Annotated in this window: 14 protein-coding genes and 1 pseudogene; 6 read left to right on the top strand and 9 right to left on the bottom strand. The window is 68.6% G+C overall.

Translation table 11 applies throughout. The features are described from left to right. Positions 1–3: 3 nt before the first annotated feature. Genes mraY through DFR50_RS04390 form a run of 7 tightly spaced genes read right to left on the bottom strand, consistent with a single transcriptional unit; the run spans position 4 to position 7,700 of the window. Positions 4–1,086, bottom strand: coding sequence for a phospho-N-acetylmuramoyl-pentapeptide-transferase (mraY, locus tag DFR50_RS04420; protein ID WP_113887999.1), 1,083 nt, complete (start codon positions 1,084–1,086; stop codon positions 4–6). 7 nt (positions 1,087–1,093) lie between these two features. After that, positions 1,094–2,512, bottom strand: coding sequence for a UDP-N-acetylmuramoylalanyl-D-glutamyl-2,6-diaminopimelate--D-alanyl-D-alanine ligase (locus DFR50_RS04415; RefSeq protein WP_113887998.1), 1,419 nt, complete (start codon positions 2,510–2,512; stop codon positions 1,094–1,096). Further along, complete coding sequence (locus DFR50_RS04410; RefSeq protein WP_113887997.1) at positions 2,509–3,951, bottom strand: UDP-N-acetylmuramoyl-L-alanyl-D-glutamate--2,6-diaminopimelate ligase; 1,443 nt, start codon at positions 3,949–3,951, stop codon at positions 2,509–2,511. The genes DFR50_RS04415 and DFR50_RS04410 overlap by 4 nt, the downstream gene beginning before the upstream one ends. A 10-nt stretch (positions 3,952–3,961) precedes the next feature. Continuing rightward, the gene (locus tag DFR50_RS04405) at positions 3,962–5,860 is read right to left on the bottom strand and encodes a peptidoglycan D,D-transpeptidase FtsI family protein (RefSeq protein WP_113887996.1); all 1,899 of its coding nucleotides are present in this window, start codon (positions 5,858–5,860) and stop codon (positions 3,962–3,964) included. A 2-nt stretch (positions 5,861–5,862) separates the two neighbouring features. After that, positions 5,863–6,246 carry a cell division protein FtsL gene (gene ftsL / locus DFR50_RS04400; protein WP_113887995.1) on the bottom strand — a complete coding sequence of 128 codons (384 nt, stop codon included), beginning with the start codon at positions 6,244–6,246 and terminating at the stop codon, positions 5,863–5,865. Next, positions 6,247–7,248, bottom strand: coding sequence for a 16S rRNA (cytosine(1402)-N(4))-methyltransferase RsmH (rsmH, locus tag DFR50_RS04395; protein WP_113887994.1), 1,002 nt, complete (start codon positions 7,246–7,248; stop codon positions 6,247–6,249). It lies immediately after the preceding gene. Beyond that, a complete protein-coding gene (locus tag DFR50_RS04390) occupies positions 7,245–7,700 on the bottom strand; it encodes a division/cell wall cluster transcriptional repressor MraZ (RefSeq protein WP_113887993.1) in 456 nt (151 codons plus the stop codon). The genes rsmH and DFR50_RS04390 overlap by 4 nt, the downstream gene beginning before the upstream one ends. Positions 7,701–8,025: 325 nt before the next feature. Here DFR50_RS04390 and DFR50_RS04385 point away from each other — a divergent pair, with 325 nt between their 5' ends. Together DFR50_RS04385 and DFR50_RS32795 are read left to right on the top strand one after the other, a co-directional pair. Continuing rightward, entirely contained in the window at positions 8,026–8,379 is a 354-nt protein-coding gene (locus DFR50_RS04385) for a hypothetical protein (protein ID WP_113887992.1), read from the top strand. An 84-nt stretch (positions 8,380–8,463) separates the two neighbouring features. Beyond that, positions 8,464–8,625 (top strand): annotated as a pseudogene (locus DFR50_RS32795) (peptidogalycan biosysnthesis protein); the annotation flags it as partial. A 94-nt stretch (positions 8,626–8,719) separates the two neighbouring features. Here DFR50_RS32795 and DFR50_RS32790 read toward each other — a convergent pair. Beyond that, positions 8,720–9,922 carry an alpha/beta hydrolase family protein gene (locus DFR50_RS32790; RefSeq protein WP_245427308.1) on the bottom strand — a complete coding sequence of 401 codons (1,203 nt, stop codon included), beginning with the start codon at positions 9,920–9,922 and terminating at the stop codon, positions 8,720–8,722. A gap of 657 nt (positions 9,923–10,579) precedes the next feature. Between DFR50_RS32790 and DFR50_RS04375 the strand changes: the two genes are divergently transcribed. The 3 genes from DFR50_RS04375 (at position 10,580) to DFR50_RS04365 (ending at position 13,614) form a co-directional block, all read left to right on the top strand. Beyond that, positions 10,580–11,806, top strand: coding sequence for a GNAT family N-acetyltransferase (locus tag DFR50_RS04375; RefSeq protein ID WP_113887991.1), 1,227 nt, complete (start codon positions 10,580–10,582; stop codon positions 11,804–11,806). Next, positions 11,790–12,221 (top strand): HIT family protein, encoded by a 432-nt coding sequence (locus DFR50_RS04370; protein ID WP_113887990.1) that lies wholly within the window; start codon positions 11,790–11,792, stop codon positions 12,219–12,221. Before DFR50_RS04375 ends, DFR50_RS04370 begins: the two co-directional genes overlap by 17 nt. 577 nt (positions 12,222–12,798) lie before the next feature. Continuing rightward, positions 12,799–13,614, top strand: coding sequence for an outer membrane protein (locus DFR50_RS04365; RefSeq protein WP_113887989.1), 816 nt, complete (start codon positions 12,799–12,801; stop codon positions 13,612–13,614). On the opposite strand, the gene DFR50_RS31880 is transcribed toward DFR50_RS04365, so the two are convergent. Continuing rightward, positions 13,602–13,772 carry a hypothetical protein gene (locus DFR50_RS31880; protein ID WP_170153051.1) on the bottom strand — a complete coding sequence of 57 codons (171 nt, stop codon included), beginning with the start codon at positions 13,770–13,772 and terminating at the stop codon, positions 13,602–13,604. The genes DFR50_RS04365 and DFR50_RS31880 overlap by 13 nt on opposite strands. Before the next feature lie 151 nt (positions 13,773–13,923). Between DFR50_RS31880 and DFR50_RS04360 the strand changes: the two genes are divergently transcribed. Beyond that, the gene (locus DFR50_RS04360) at positions 13,924–14,781 is read left to right on the top strand and encodes an outer membrane protein (RefSeq protein ID WP_113887988.1); all 858 of its coding nucleotides are present in this window, start codon (positions 13,924–13,926) and stop codon (positions 14,779–14,781) included. Positions 14,782–14,807 lie beyond the last annotated feature (26 nt).

The following is a 14,807-nucleotide window of genomic DNA, read 5'->3' as shown; positions in this document are numbered from 1 at the left end:
GGCTCACCTCAGCTTCAGCGTGACGAGGCCGACCATCGCCAGCACGAAGGCGACGATCCAGAAGCGCATGACGATCTGCGGCTCCGACCAGCCGAGCTGCTCGAAATGATGGTGGATCGGCGCCATGCGGAAGACGCGCTTGCCGGTGAGCTTGAAGGAAGCGACCTGGACGATCACCGAGACCGCCTCCATCACGAACAGGCCGCCGATCACCGCGAGCACGATCTCGTGCTTGACCGCGACCGCCATCGTGCCGAGCAGGCCGCCGAGCGCGAGCGAGCCGGTGTCGCCCATGAAGATCTGCGCCGGCGGGGCGTTGAACCACAGGAAGCCCGCCCCCGCCCCGATCAGCGCGCCGCAGACGACCATCAGGTCGCCGGCGAGCGGAACGTGGTTGATCAAGAGGTAGTGGGCGAAGAAGGCGCTGCCGGCGAGATAGGCGATCATGCCGAGCGTCGCCGCGGCGATCATCACCGGGACGATCGCGAGGCCGTCGAGCCCGTCGGTCAGGTTGACCGCGTTGCCGAAGGCGACGATCACGAACGGCCCGAACAAGAGAAAGCCCCAGCCGAAATCGAGCACGTAGCCCTGGACGAACGGCACGGCGAGCGAACTCGCTCCCGGTCCGCCGACATGCATCATCGCCAGGCAGGCGATCGCCGCGATCACATATTCGGCCGCCAGCCGCGCGCGCCCCGAGAAGCCGAGGTGCGACTGCTTCGTCACCTTGAGGTAGTCGTCGTAGAAGCCGATCGCCCCGAAGCCGAAGGTGACGAACAGGACGATCCAGACGTAGGGGCTCTCCGGGTCCGCCCACAAGAGCGACGAGGCGATCAGTCCGAACAGGATCATCAGCCCGCCCATGGTCGGCGTGCCCTTCTTGGTCAGAAGGTGCGAAGCGGGGCCGTCGGCGCGGATCGGCTGGCCCTTGCCTTGCTTCAGCCTGAGCATCGAGATGATCGTCGGGCCGAAGAACAGGACCAGGAACAGCCCCGTCCCCGCCGCCCCGAGGGTGCGGAACGTCAGCCAGTGGAAGAGACGAAAGACGCCCGGCAGGTGCGCCCAGTCGGAAAGCCAGGTGAGCATCGATCCTCTAGCCTCCCGAGCCCAGGCGGGCGAAATGGGCGCACAGGCGCGCGACCAGCGGCCCCATCCGGCTGCCGTTCGAACCCTTGACCATGGCGACGTCGCCGGACCGAAGCGCGGCGGCGACCTCGGGGGCGAGGTCGATCGACCGCTCGGCCCAGCCGCCGCGAATCGAAGGCGGCGCCGCGTCGTAGAGCGCGCGCGTCAGCGGCCCGGCCCCGAACAGCAGGTCGACCGCGTTGGCTTCGAGGTCGGCGGCGAGGGCGGCGTGCATCGCCGCGCCGTCGGCGCCGAGCTCCAGCATGTCGCCGATGACCGCGACGCGGCGCCCGCCGGGACCGGGCCTGGCTTGGCCGAGCAGCGTCAGCGCGGCGCGCATCGAGGCCGGGTTGGCGTTGTAGCTCTCGTCGATCAGCGTCACGGCGCCGCCGGGCGCAGCCAGCGTGATGCGTTCGCCCCTGCCCTTCTGCGGGGCGAAGGCGGCCAGCGCCGCCGCGCAGACGTCGAGATCGGCGCCGAGCGCATGGGCCGCGATGAGCGCGCCGAGCGCGTTCTCCGCCATGTGGGCGCCGGGCGCGCCCAGTTCGAAGCGTTGCGTGCGGCCGAAGATCCGCGCCTCGACCCGCGAACCGGACCCGGCCGGCTCGAGCCCGATCAGCCGGGCGTCCGCCCCTTCGGACCAACCGAAACTCAGGACGCGCGCGCCGAGCGCCTCTGCCGCCGCGACCAGCCGGGCGAACTGCGGGGCGTCGCGATTGAGGATCGCGGTCCCGTCCGGCTCGAGCCCGGTGAAGATTTCGCTCTTGGCGTCGGCGATCGCCTCGAGCGAGCCGAGGTGCTCGATGTGGACCGGCGCGATCGTGGTGACGAGGGCTGCGTGCGGCCGCGCCATGGTGACCAGCGGCGTGATCTCGCCGGGGTGATTCATGCCGATCTCGATCACGCCGAAGCGCGTCTCAGCCGGCATGCGGCACAGCGTCAGCGGCACGCCCCAATGATTGTTGTAGGAGGCGGCCGAGGCGTGGGTCGCGCCGCAGGCCCCCAGCAGGACTCGCAGCATCTCCTTGGCGCTCGTCTTGCCGACCGACCCGGTGACGGCGACGACGCGCGCCGCCGTCCGGTCGCGGGCGGCGCGGCCGAGCCGCTCCATCGCCCGCAAGGTGTCGTCGACCGCCAACACCGGTCCGGCGCCGGCGAGCGCGCCCGCCCGCGCCGAGGCGACGACGGCGGCCGAGGCGCCGGCTTCGAAGGCGCGCGCGACGTGGTCGTGGCCGTCGTGGGTGTCGCCGCGGATGGCGACGAACAGGTCGCCCGGCCGAAGCGTGCGGCTGTCGATCGACACGCCGAGGACCTCCTGGGCGAGCGGCGCGCTCGGGACCGCGCCGAGCGCCCCGGTCAGTTCCGATTCGGTCCAGAGCGCGCTCATGCCGCCTCCATGAGCGCCTTCAGCGCCTCGTCCGCATCGCTGAACGGCAGGATCGTGTCGCCGACGATCTGCCCGACTTCGTGTCCCTTGCCGGCGATCATCAACGCGTCGCCCTGCTCGAGCATCCTGACCCCCGCCCGGATCGCCTCGGCGCGATCGCCGATCTCGAGCGCCCCGGGCGCGGCTGCGAGAATCTGGGCGCGGATCGCGGCCGGATCTTCCGAGCGTGGGTTGTCGTCGGTGACGATGACGACGTCGGCGCGGCGCGTCGCGATCTCGCCCATGATCGGGCGCTTGCCCGCGTCGCGGTCGCCGCCGCAGCCGAGGACGACGATCAGCCGCCCGGTGACGTAGGGACGGAGCGCGGCCAGCGCCTTTTCCAGCGCGTCGGGCTTGTGGGCGTAATCGACGAACACCGCCGCGCCGCGGATCGCGCCGACCCGGTCGAGCCGTCCCGGCGCGCCTTCGAGGTCCCTGAGCGCGTGGAAGACCGCGTCGGCCTCGCAGCCGGTGACGATGCACAGCCCGGCCGCCACCAGCGCGTTGGAGATCTGGAAATCGCCCGGCAGGGGCAGGCGCACGCGTCGGCGGCGGCCGCCGAACTCGAGGTCGAGGATGGAGCCGAGGCCGTCGCGCGTCGCCGCCGCGAGCCGGACGCCCTCGCCCCTGGCGCCGACCGAAAAGACCGAAAGACCGCGCGCCGCGGCGGCCTCGACGACCCGCGGCGCGATCGTGGAGTCGGCGTCGACCACCGCCGGCGCGCCGTCGGGCAGAAGCTCGCGGAACAATCTCAGCTTGGCGGCGAGATAGTCGTCGACGGTCGGATGGTAGTCCATGTGGTCGCGGCTCAGGTTGGTGAAGGCGCCGGCCGCGAGCCGGACGCCGTCGAGCCGCTTCTGGTCGAGGCCGTGCGACGAGGCCTCCATGGCGACATGAGTGACGCCGGCCTCCGCGAGCTCGGAAAGCGTGCGGTGGAGGGTCAGCGGGTCCGGGGTGGTGAGCGAGCCGTAGACCGTCTTGGGCCGCGAGACGAGGCCGATGGTGCCGAGCGACGCCGCCTCGCGTCCGAGCGCCGCCCAGATCTGCCGGACGAAGGCGGCGACCGAGGTCTTGCCGCTGGTGCCGGTCACGGCGACGATGGTCTCGGGCTGGTTCGGATAGAGGCGCGCGGCGGCGCGCGCCAGGGCGAGGCGGGCGTCGGCGACCCGGACGACCGGCGCGCCTTCGATCGGCGCCCGGCGCTCGGCGACGATCGCGGCCGCGCCGCGCGCGACCGCGTCGGCCGCGTGGGTCAGGCCGTCGTCCCGGGCGCCGGCGAGCGCGAAGAAGACGTCGCCGGGGCGGACGATGCGGCTGTCGGACGCGACGCCGGCGACGGCGCGGTCGGCGAGCGCCGCATCCTCGCCCTCGAGATCCACGATGTCTGCGAGCCGAACCATTGCGGTCACTCTATTCCTTGCCGACCCTGTCGGCGTCGGCTCCATATCCCAGTCGGGCGATGATGGGGAATGGATTCGTCGGCGGGTCCTTCTCCGGCGGCAAGCCCTCGAGCGGCTGGATCCTGCGGATGAGGGCGCCCGCCGTGCGGCCGGCGTTCCAGGCGGCGGTGTGGAAGCCGTAGTCGCCGGGCGCGGCGACCGGATCGTCGTAGATCGCCAGATACAGGTATTTCGGCTTGTCGGCGGGGGTGACCGCCATGAAGGTGGTGAACACCTTGTCCTGCGAATAATGGCCGTGGATGATCTTGTCCGCGGTGCCGGTCTTGCCGCCAACGTAATAGCCGGGAATGTTGGCGAAGCCCGCCGAGCCGTGCGTCGCATTGGAGCGCATCAGGTAGCGCATCGATTCGGACGTCTGTTCGCTGACCACCCTGCGGCCGATCTTGTCGGCTTCTTCCTGCGTCCGCGGCAGAAAGGTCGGCGCCATCATGCGGCCGCCGTTCGCCAGCGCCGACACCGCCATCAGCGCCTGCAGCGGCGCGACGTTGAGCCCCTGCCCGAAGGCGATCGTCATGGTGTTGAGCTCGCTCCAGTGTTTCGGCACCAGCGGCTCGGCGCTCTCGGGCAGTTCGGTGCGCAGCCGGTCGAGCTGGCCCATCTTGCGCAAGAAAGCCTGGTGGCCGGTGACGCCGACCATCAGCGCCATGCGCGCCGTGCCGATGTTGGAGGAATGGGTGAACACCTCGGGGACGGTCAGGACACGGTGGGTGGCGTGGAAATCGTGGATGGTGAAGCGGCCGTAGCGCAGCGAATCGCGCGCATCGATGCGCGAGCCGAGGTTGACCTTGCCGGAATCGAGCGCCATCGCGATCGACAGCGCCTTGAAGGTCGAGCCCATCTCGTAGACGCCGACGTTGATGCGATTGATCTTGGTCGGGTCCTGGGCGTCGACGGGCGTGTTGGGATCGTAGTCGGGCAGCGATTCGAGCGCGATCACCTCGCCGGTGTTGACGTCCATCACCACGCCGGCCGCGGCCTTGGCCTTCCAGTGCGCCAGACCGTCCACGAGTTCGTCGCGCAAGGCGTGCGTCGCCCTGATGTCGAGCGACAGGCGCACCGGCTTCAGACTCTCCGGATCGACGACGAATCCGGGCACGTGCGGGTCGGTCAGGCTCTGCTGATCGAGGTACTTCTCCATGCCGGCGATGCCGACGTTGTCCTTGTCGACATAGCCGATGACGTGCGCCCCGATCGGCCCGTTGGGATAGACGCGCTTGTTTTCCGGCAGGAAGCCGACGCCCGGCAGGCCGAGGTGGAAGATCTCCGCCTGCTCCTTCGGAGTGATCTGCCGCTTGACCCAGACGAAGCCCTTGCGCGAGCCGAGCCGTTCGCGCAGCTCCCTGGCGTCGACGTCCGGCAGGACGGCAGTGATGAGTTCGACCGCTTCGTCCTTGTCGATGATCCGGTTCGGCTCGGCGAACACCGACATGGTCTTCACGTCGGTCGCGAGGATCTCGCCATTTCGGTCGACGAGGTCGGGCCGGGCGCCGGAGACGGCCTGGTCGGCGGCGCCCTTGAGCGTCTGCGGGGGATCGTGCGAGACCCCGAGCACGACCAGTTTCACCGCGATCACGCCGTAGGCGACCGCCACGCCGAGAGACAGCGTGCGAATGCGCGCGCCGGAGCGGTCGAGGCGGGTGACCAGCAGCGCGCGTCCGAAGGCCCTGAGATTGGCGACGGTGAGCAGCGCGCGCAGCGGACGGCGCGGCGGCGGCGGCTCGAGATCGACGCCGAAGTTGCGCGGCACATGGCGGTGGAAGGCCGCGACCGCAGCCCTGCCGAGCCGGCCGGGGGCGCGGCGGCCGCGTCCCTTGGCGTCGCGGTCAGCGTTGTTCGGCGTCCTGGCCATCGCTACCTCGCCGCCGGCGTGGCCCCGCCGGCGACGACGGCGGGGGTTTCGTTGTCCTTGTTCAGGCCGAGCGTCTCGAGCGTGCGCCCGATCGAATCGACCTTCGGCTGGGCGCCCGGCAAGTCTTCGACCGCAGCGATCTGCCACAGGGCGAGCGGCTGCATGCCGAGCTTGGAATCGGCGAGGTCCTGGATGCGGTCGGGGCGGGACAGCCGGGCGTGTTCGGCGCGCAGCAAGTTGATCGCGTCCTTCTCCTTGCCGATCAGGTGGCGCGTCTTCACCAGCTGCTCGGCGGCGTAGATCGTGCGATACTTGACGCCGTAAACATACCCCGCCGAGCCGATCAGCGCGGCGATCGCGGCCGCGTGCATGAGCCGCAGGAACATCTAAGCCCTCCCCCGCCGCAACGGCAGCCGCGTCAATGCGGCAAGCGAATCCCCCGCCGCCCGCGCCGGCGCGTCGAGCCGCGCCGCATGGCGCAGCTTGGCCGAGCGCGAGCGCGGATTGGCCGCGATCTCCGCTTCGCCCGCCTCGATCGGCTGACCGCGCGGCACCTCGAAGGTCGCATCCAGCTCCGGCGGCTCGCCCGGCAGCCGGCGCGAGACGGCCTGGCCCCGCCCGGAGCGGCCGGCGAGAAACTGCTTCACGATCCGGTCCTCGAGCGAGTGGAAGGTGACGACCGCCAGCCGCCCGCCGGGCCGCAGCAGACGCTCGGCGGCGAGGAGTCCGCGCAGAAGCTCGCCGAGTTCGTCGTTGACGGCGATGCGCAGCGCCTGAAAGGTCCTGGTCGCGGGATGGGTCAGTTCGCCCCGTCGCGCCGGAGCGACCCGGGCGATCATGCCCGCGAGTTGAAGCGTGCTGGTATAGGGGGCCGTCGCGCGATCGGCGACGATCGCGCGGGCGATCCGGCGCGAGGCGCGCTCCTCGCCGAAATGGAACAGGATGTCGGCGATCGTCTCCTCGTCCTCGTCGCGCAGGATGTCGGCGGCGGAACGGCCGCCCCCTTCCATCCGCATGTCGAGCGGCGCGTCGAAGCGCAGCGAGAAACCGCGTTCCGGCTGGTCGAGCTGCATCGACGACACGCCGATGTCGAAAACGATTCCGTCGACCGCGGCGAGCCCGAGTTCGCGCGCGATCCGTTCCAGATCGCCGAATCGCGCTTCGACCAGTCTGAGGCGGCCGGCCGCTTCGGCGACGAGGCCGGCGCCGCGGCCGATGGCGTACGGGTCCCGGTCGAGCGCCGCCACCTCGGCGCCCCTTTGCAGGAGCGCCCGCGTGTAGCCGCCCGCGCCGAAGGTTCCGTCGACGATCACGGCGCCGGGCGCCGGGCGGAGCGCGTCCAGGACCTCGGCCAGAAGCACGGGAACGTGAGCCGGGCCCTCGGTCATGCGGCGATCCCGTCGCCCTGCCCGGCCCGCATCATCCGCACGCGCTCCCGCGCCATCTCGAGATGAGCGGCGAAGCGCGACGGCTCCCAGATCTGGAACTTGTGCCCCTGCCCGACGAACACCGCCTCGCCCGCGAGGCCGAGCGCCGCCTTGATCCGGTCGTCGAGCATCACCCGCCCCTCCGAATCCATGCGCAGGATCTCGCTGGTGCCGAGAAGCGCCGTGGCGAAGGCGTCGCGCCCCGGCGAAAACGGCGGCATCGATGCGAGCAGCGCGTCGATCTCGGCGAGCAGCGCATTGCCGCCGCAGTCGAGCGCGGGCGCGTCGAGCGAGGGATAGGCGTAGACGCCCTCGAACCCGTCGCGGCCGAGCGCCTGCCGGAACGGCGCCGGGATGGAGATCCGGCCCTTGGCGTCGAAGCGGTGGGTGAAATGCGAGAGGAAGCGGTCCACGGGGCCCCCCGACGCCAAAGCCCGCCGCGGCCTGACGAGCGAATCTCGCGAGGAGCGGCGCGCAAGCGCGGTCTGTTGACGGGATGGCTTGGGATAACATGGGACCCTATGGGCGTCAAACACACCGCCGGCGATTCCCGCCCCCGGAACCGGCCTCGACCGGATTAGGGGTTGTTAAGGTTAAGGTTCCGTTAGAGGCGAACTGACGCCGCCCCTCCGCGCTCGCCTCCGATGAAGCGGGACAGCATTTCCCGCCTCGGCATGGTTTTTCTCGCCGCGTTGTTGTGCTACAAGGCCGCTGAAATTCGCCGATGCACGAGCCGCCATGACCGAACCCGACAACCTCGTCCTCGCCCTCCTTCGCGACATGCGCAGCGAAATGGCGGACATGCGCGCAAACATGGCGACCAAGGACGAGGTGGCCACGAAGGGCGACATGGCCGATCTGCGCTCGGAGATGCATTCGCTCCGCGCCGACGTGGCCTCCGATATCCACCGACTGGACGCCAAGATCGAAGGCGTCCGAAAAGATCTTTCCGGACAGATCGCCGGGCTTCGCCGCGCTGTCGTGGAGTATCATGCCTCGGTCGTCGGCCACGGCGTCCTCATCAGCGAACTCGACGACCGGATGCGGCGCGTCGAGCAGCACCTGAACCTTCCGCCGATCGAGGCGCACTGACCCGGGCCGGCGTGAGAAGACCTTTCGCGCCCGTGAGGTCTGGCGTCTCAGCTCGCCCTTTGCGGCAGCGAAAGCCATGGTGGAATGGCGGCGAACCGAACCCGGCGCCGCCCCTGCCCGCATGACGCGGCGGGGCCGTCCTATCTGAAAAGCCACAGCCAAGGCGGGTACGTCTTCGGTCACGACGGGGCCGACGCCGAAGAACGCGCGGGCGGCGCGTCTTGCCCGACGCTTCAGGTCCCGTTCACGACGGCGAGACCGGACGGCCTCCGCCGGCGGGGGCGACCGCCCAGGACGCCGCGCGACTCGAGCCGACGGGGCTTCTGGCGCGCCTGCTCCGCTACGGCGCGGAATTCGACGAGAAAAGCTGTCGATAGAAGGCCAGAATCGCGTCCCGCCCAGCCATCGGCGCGGCGTAATGGCCGACGTTCTTCAACTCCACATATTGCAGGTCCGTGCCCGCGCGCCGTATCCCGGCCGCCGCGTCGCGGCCGATCCGGATCGGCGTCGTGTCATCGGCGTCGCCCTGGACGAACAGGATCTTGCCGGGCAGTTTGTGGGCTTCGAAATAGCCTTGGTTGTCCGTCATAAACCAGACCAATTCGAACGGCAGCCGCCCTGCGCCATAGGTTCCAGGCCAATCGATCAATTTGCCGCCCGCCTTCTGGCTGGCCAGAATCTCGCTGTCGATTTCCTGATTATCCTGATCCAGGCATTTGTCGTCCTTGAGACGTTCGAGCATGCGCGATCGAAATAGCTCCGCGGCCTTGATGGTGTACCCGGCCAGATGCGCGCTTTTGTAGAGGTAGGCGATTTCAGCATTCATGAACACAACCGGACCGATATCATCCTCGCTTTGCGAGGTTTGATTGGACCTGTTGATTTGTCCCCAGGTGGTACGGTAGATCTCGGGAACCCGCAGCACCGGCGCGACGGCCGCAGCGCCGAGAAAATTCATGCCGACGCCCGTCGCCGCGCCGGCTTCGCTGGCGGCCGACAGCGCGGCGAAGCCGCCTTCCGAGAGGCCGTCGGCCGCCCACGCGCCGCTCAGGCGGTCGCCCAGCTCGGCCTTGGCGGCCATGACCGCCCAGACCATCGATTTCCCCTCCGAAGAGCGGTTGTAATAGGGATGGCCATAGCTGGGCACGACGCCAGGGGGGCCCATGCCCTCCAGATCCGGGGCCACCACCGCGAAGCCGTTTTGCAGCAGCCAGGCGATATAGTCGCCGTTCTGGTCGTGGACCGATTCCCAAGGTCCGCCGCGCTTCAAGGATTCGGTCGGAGCGCAGAACGCCGCCTGGCCGCTGGTGCCATGGGCGTAGGCGATCAGATTGTAGCCTCCGGCGGGGGCCGGACCCTTGGGCAAGAACAGCATCGCGGTGGCTTTCACCGGATAGCCCTTCACGCCCGGCATGTCATAGGCGATCACCTCGGCGAGCGACGCCTGAGCCTCCGTCGCCTTCGGCAATCCAGGGATCGCGGCTGCGACAGGACCGGCAGTCGCCGACATCGCCAGAACCACAGCCGTCTTGACGAATTTCAACACCGTTTCGCCCCCCGAATCGGAGAAATGAAGTCCCGCACTCTTCCACGCTCGACCGTCGACTTCTGGAGCTTGTGGCGTTTGTGATAATCATAAAAAAGTATACGCTCGTGTCAAGTTGGGAGACGCCATATGCCAGCCGCGAAACGTCGTTCTCCCCTCCCCGGCCCTGCTCGCCGGATCTGAACAGGTCGCGGGCGCGCCGTGGGACCGGGATGGCCGTTGACGTCATGCCGATCGCTTCTGGCGCTCTTGGAGATGGGAGCGGCTTGCACGCGGGCGGCCGGCCCCCTGACGGCGGCCGTCGCGGCCGCGGCGATTTGGGCCGCCCCGGCGATCAACGTCCAGAATAGACTCGCCGAGCTCGGGATCAGTCTGGCGGCGGCGTCCCCTTCCGGTCAACGCCGCGCTGGCCTTTCCCTCGGCAAGGTCAATATGCTGGGGGTCGCCGCGGATGGGCGGCGGCGGCGAGACGACCTTTCGGGAACTTCGGCTTCGCCGCCCGATGAGCGGCGTGACCCCGCCCTGCATTTCCGGCGGCGCAGCCGATCCCACCCCTCGCCGCAGGCCTGTCGAATCAGGGCCGCCTGCTCGCCCTTCGCAGCTGCGAAAGCCATGCTAGGATGGCGGCGAACCGAACCCGGCGCCCGTCCCCGCATGACCTCTCTAACTGCTCGCCTCGTTTCGTCCATCGCCGCCGTCGACCCGGCGGCGTGGGACGCCTGCGCCAATCCGCCGGGCCTTTCCGAGGCCGAGGCCGAAGGCGAGCGGTTCAATCCCTTCGTCACGCACGCGTTTCTGAATGCGCTGGAAGCCTCCGGATCGACCGGCGGCCGGACGGGCTGGACGCCGGCGCACGTTGTCGTCGAGGACGGAAAAGGCCGCATCGTCGCCGCGGCGCCGTCCTATCTGAAAAGCCACAGCCAGGGCGAGTACGTGTTCGATCACGCCTGGGCCGACGCCTACGAGCGCGCGGGCGGCGCGTATTACCCGAAGCTTCAGGTCGCGGTCCCGTTCACGCCGGCGACGGGACGGCGTCTGCTGGCGGCCGCCGGCGCGCCCGAAGGCGCGCGTGAGGCGCTGATCGCGGGATTGCGCGAGGTCGGGCGGCAGATCAAGGCGTCGTCGATCCACGTCACCTTCCCGACCGCAGAGGACGCCGCGCGCCTCGAGCGGATGGGGTTTCTGGTGCGCCACGGCGAGCAGTTCCACTTCCTCTGCGACGGCTTTGCGACTTTCGACGACTTCCTCGCCGCGCTGGCGTCGCGCAAGCGGAAGAGCATCAAGCGCGAGCGGCGAGAAGCGACGGGCGACGACGTAACCATCGAATGGGTGACAGGTTCTTCAATAACGTCAGGGCACTGGGACTCATTCTTCGCGTTTTACATGGACACCGGCTCGCGCAAGTGGGGCCGCCCCTATCTGACCCGGCGCTTCTTCAGCCTGATCGGGGCGGCGATGGCCGAGCGCATCCTCTTGGTCATGGCGAAGCGCGAGGGCCGCTGGATCGCGGGCGCGATCAACTTCATCGGCGACGACGCGCTTTACGGGCGCAACTGGGGCGCGATCGAGGAGCGGCCGTTTCTCCACTTCGAGGTGTGTTACTATCAGGCGATCGAGTTCGCGCTGAGCCGCGGCCTGAAGCGGGTCGAGGCGGGCGCCCAGGGGGAGCACAAGCTCGCCCGCGGCTATCGCCCGGTCGTCACCTATTCCGCGCACGAATTCGCCGACGCGCGGCTCGAGCGCGCCGTCGCCGATTACCTTCGGCACGAGCGAGCGGCGGTGGCGCGCACGATCGCCCATTACGAGGACCATGCTCCCTTCAGGCGGGGCGACGGCGACAGAAGCGAAGCGCTGGGAGAGACCTATGACGCAGACCTATGATTCCAACAACATCTTCGCGAAGATCCTGCGCGGCGAAGCCCCCTGCTCGAAAGTCTGGGAGGACGACGTCTCGCTCGCCTTCCTCGACGTGATGCCGCGCGCGGAGGGCCACACGCTGGTGATCCCGAAGGTCCCCGCCCGCAACCTGTTCGACATCGCCCCCGACGATCTCGCCCGCTTCATGCCTTCGGTTCAGACGGTCGCGCGCGCGGTCAGGGCGGGCATGGCGGCGGAGGGCGTGGCCATCCAGCAGTTCAACGAGGAGGCGGGCGGACAGCAGGTGTTTCACCTCCACTTCCACATCCTGCCTCGCTGGACGGGCGTCGCGGTGCGCCCGCCGGGCGGACCGTTCCAGAACGCCGAGGCGCTGCGTCCGCACGCCGAGAAGATCCGGGCGGCGTTCGCGGCGCTCTGACGGCCGGCGCAGTCTTCTCGGTTCTGCTCTGCCTTTACTTGCGCCTCCGGCGCCGCAGGCGACGCCCGGCGGGGTCGCCGGCGCCATCGCTCCCCGTTTCCGCCATCCGACGGCGCCCCCCGCTCGCGGCCTCGACGTCCCGATTTCGAGGCTTGCGGCCCCGCCGCTGGCGGCGTTCGTCTGCTTTCGCAGCCGATTCGCGGTTCCGTTCCCCTATTTCGCCACAATCTGGGACCTTGCGCGTTCGGTCGTCTTCGAAGCGTCGGGTGCGGGCGCGTCGATCTGCGGCGCAGGCCTATTCTCCAGCGTCTTTCCCCGCCGGCGCGATCGCCTTGGTTCGGGCGGGCCTGTCGAGGGTTAACATGCTCCCCAAACCGTTGATCCCACTAATGATTGGTTAACCACAAGACCCCGTTTTGTGTCTAATTTGCCACATCTTCGGGCGATGCGCCCGGACCCGGGCCGAAACGGTGGACTCGGCTACCGGGCTTCCGTATAAGGACGTTGTTGATTTCGTTAACGGGCGACGGCGCGCACAGGTTTGCGTAAGGCGGAGCCGATCAAAACGGAGACCAAAATGACGAAACGTTGGATGATGGGAGCTGCCGCCGCAGCGCTGACGATTGCGACCGCTGTCGCCGCTCAGGCTGCCGACCTTCCGACCAGAAAGGCGCCTCCCGCGCCGGTTTACGTTCCCCCGCCGTTCAGCTGGACCGGGTTCTACGTCGGTGTGAACGCCGGCGGCATCTGGGGCACCGGCAACACCACGACGACGTTCTACAACGCCGGCTTCCCGGTGCTCAGCAACGTCAACTATGGCGCGCTCGGAACCGGCGCGAGCGGGTTCATCGGCGGCGGTCAGGCTGGCTACAACTTCCAGTCGGGCGCGGCGGTGTTCGGTCTCGAGACCGATTTCGACGGCACCAGCATGAGCAAGTCGAAGAGCCGGATCGGCAACACCTTCGCCTATAACAGCGCCAACGACTACTTCACCACCAACGCCTCGACCCGTCTGAATTGGCTCGGCACGACCCGTGCGCGCGTCGGCTTCGTCGCCACCCCGGACAACCGCCTGATGCTGTACGGGACAGGCGGTCTCGCCTACGGCGGCGGCAACGGCAACGCCAGCGTCTACGACGCCGGCAACGGCTGGGGCTGGGCGGGCTCGAAGAGCAACACCCGCATCGGTTGGACGATCGGCGCGGGCGCTGAATACGCGATCACCAACAACGTGACGGTGAAGGGCGAATACCTGTACTACAACCTGGGCACCACCAACCAGGTCGGCGTCGCCACGGGCGCCGCGCTGGCGGCGTTCCCGACCTCGTACCTCGCCTCCAAGGTCACCTACGAAGGCTCGATCTTCCGCGCTGGCCTGAACTACAAGTTCTGATCCAACCGGTCTGAACCGATCTCTCGAACCGCCGGCGGAAAGGTCATGCCTTTCCGCCGGTTTTCTTTTGTCTTTTTGCGCGCCCGCCGCTTCAAGCCAGCCATGGCGTCGGGGAGGAAGCCGACCTTGAAGCCGCCATCATAATCAACAGTGTTCACGTGTCCATTTTGTCACAGCGGCGCCAAATCGCCGGCAGGAGCGCCGCGCGGATAGACTTGGCCCTTCGGCCCTCCTAAACCTTTGGCGTTTCAGTAAGACAGGCGGGGTTTGAATCCATCGGGGCTGGGCTGCACTTCAAGGAGAGTGACAATGACGAGACGTTTGTTGATGGGCGCTGCCGCTGCGGCGATGACCGTTGCGACTGTCGTGGCCGCTCAGGCCGCCGACCTGCCGACGCGGAAAGAAGCTCCCCCACCGGTCTACGTTCCGCCGCCCTTCACCTGGACCGGGTTCTACGTCGGTGTGAACGCAGGCGGGATCTGGAGCAGCGGCAGCCGCTCGGCGACGCTGGTCGACCCCGGCGTCGCCTGGCTTTCGAACTATTTCCCCGGCGGCGTTGGAAGCGGCCAGAGCGGATTCATCGGCGGCGGCCAGGTCGGCTACAATTGGCAGACGGGCTCCTTCGTGCTCGGCGCCGAAGCCGACTTCGACGGGTCGAGCCTCAGCAAGACATACAGCTACACGAGCACGCCGTTCGGCTCCGTCGTCAACGGCGTCGCCTTGCCGACGACCCTTGTGGGCGACTCGCTCAGTGTCAGCGCCAAGTCGAGCCTGGACTGGATCGGCACGGTGCGCGGGCGGGTCGGCTTCGTCGCGACGCCTGACAACCGGCTGATGATCTACGGCACCGGCGGTTTCGCCTATGCCGGCGGAAGCTCGAATCTGAACGTCTACGACGCCACCCAGGGATTCTACTGGAACGGCAACCCGAGCTCGTCGCGCAGCGGCTGGACGATCGGCGGCGGCGTCGAATATGCGTGGACGAACAACATCACGATCCGGGCCGAATATCTGTACGTCGACCTCGGCAACAAGACCATCACCACGACCGCCAACCCCACCGCCTACGCGTTCTTCAACGCCGCGGGCGTGGCGACGCCGTATGCGACCGCCAGGATCAACTACGACGCGTCGATCGTTCGCGCCGCCATCAACTACAAGTTCTGATCGAACCGGTCGGGTTCGAGCGAAGC

The sequence above is a fragment of the Roseiarcus fermentans genome, from assembly GCF_003315135.1.
Lineage (GTDB): Bacteria > Pseudomonadota > Alphaproteobacteria > Rhizobiales > Beijerinckiaceae > Roseiarcus > Roseiarcus fermentans.
This window is presented reverse-complemented; position numbering and strand designations above follow the sequence as displayed.

What these genes read in the sequence shown, in the direction of transcription:
- mraY (WP_113887999.1), bottom strand. Translation starts at nt 1,086, where the DNA reads ATGCTCACCTGGCTTTCCGACTGGGCGCACCTGCCGGGCGTCTTTCGT.
- DFR50_RS04415 (WP_113887998.1), bottom strand. Translation starts at nt 2,512, where the DNA reads ATGAGCGCGCTCTGGACCGAATCGGAACTGACCGGGGCGCTCGGCGCG.
- DFR50_RS04410 (WP_113887997.1), bottom strand. Translation starts at nt 3,951, where the DNA reads ATGGTTCGGCTCGCAGACATCGTGGATCTCGAGGGCGAGGATGCGGCG.
- DFR50_RS04405 (WP_113887996.1), bottom strand. Translation starts at nt 5,860, where the DNA reads ATGGCCAGGACGCCGAACAACGCTGACCGCGACGCCAAGGGACGCGGC.
- ftsL (WP_113887995.1), bottom strand. Translation starts at nt 6,246, where the DNA reads ATGTTCCTGCGGCTCATGCACGCGGCCGCGATCGCCGCGCTGATCGGC.
- rsmH (WP_113887994.1), bottom strand. Translation starts at nt 7,248, where the DNA reads ATGACCGAGGGCCCGGCTCACGTTCCCGTGCTTCTGGCCGAGGTCCTG.
- DFR50_RS04385 (WP_113887992.1), top strand. Translation starts at nt 8,026, where the DNA reads ATGACCGAACCCGACAACCTCGTCCTCGCCCTCCTTCGCGACATGCGC.
- DFR50_RS04375 (WP_113887991.1), top strand. Translation starts at nt 10,580, where the DNA reads ATGACCTCTCTAACTGCTCGCCTCGTTTCGTCCATCGCCGCCGTCGAC.
- DFR50_RS04370 (WP_113887990.1), top strand. Translation starts at nt 11,790, where the DNA reads ATGACGCAGACCTATGATTCCAACAACATCTTCGCGAAGATCCTGCGC.
- DFR50_RS04365 (WP_113887989.1), top strand. Translation starts at nt 12,799, where the DNA reads ATGACGAAACGTTGGATGATGGGAGCTGCCGCCGCAGCGCTGACGATT.
- DFR50_RS04360 (WP_113887988.1), top strand. Translation starts at nt 13,924, where the DNA reads ATGACGAGACGTTTGTTGATGGGCGCTGCCGCTGCGGCGATGACCGTT.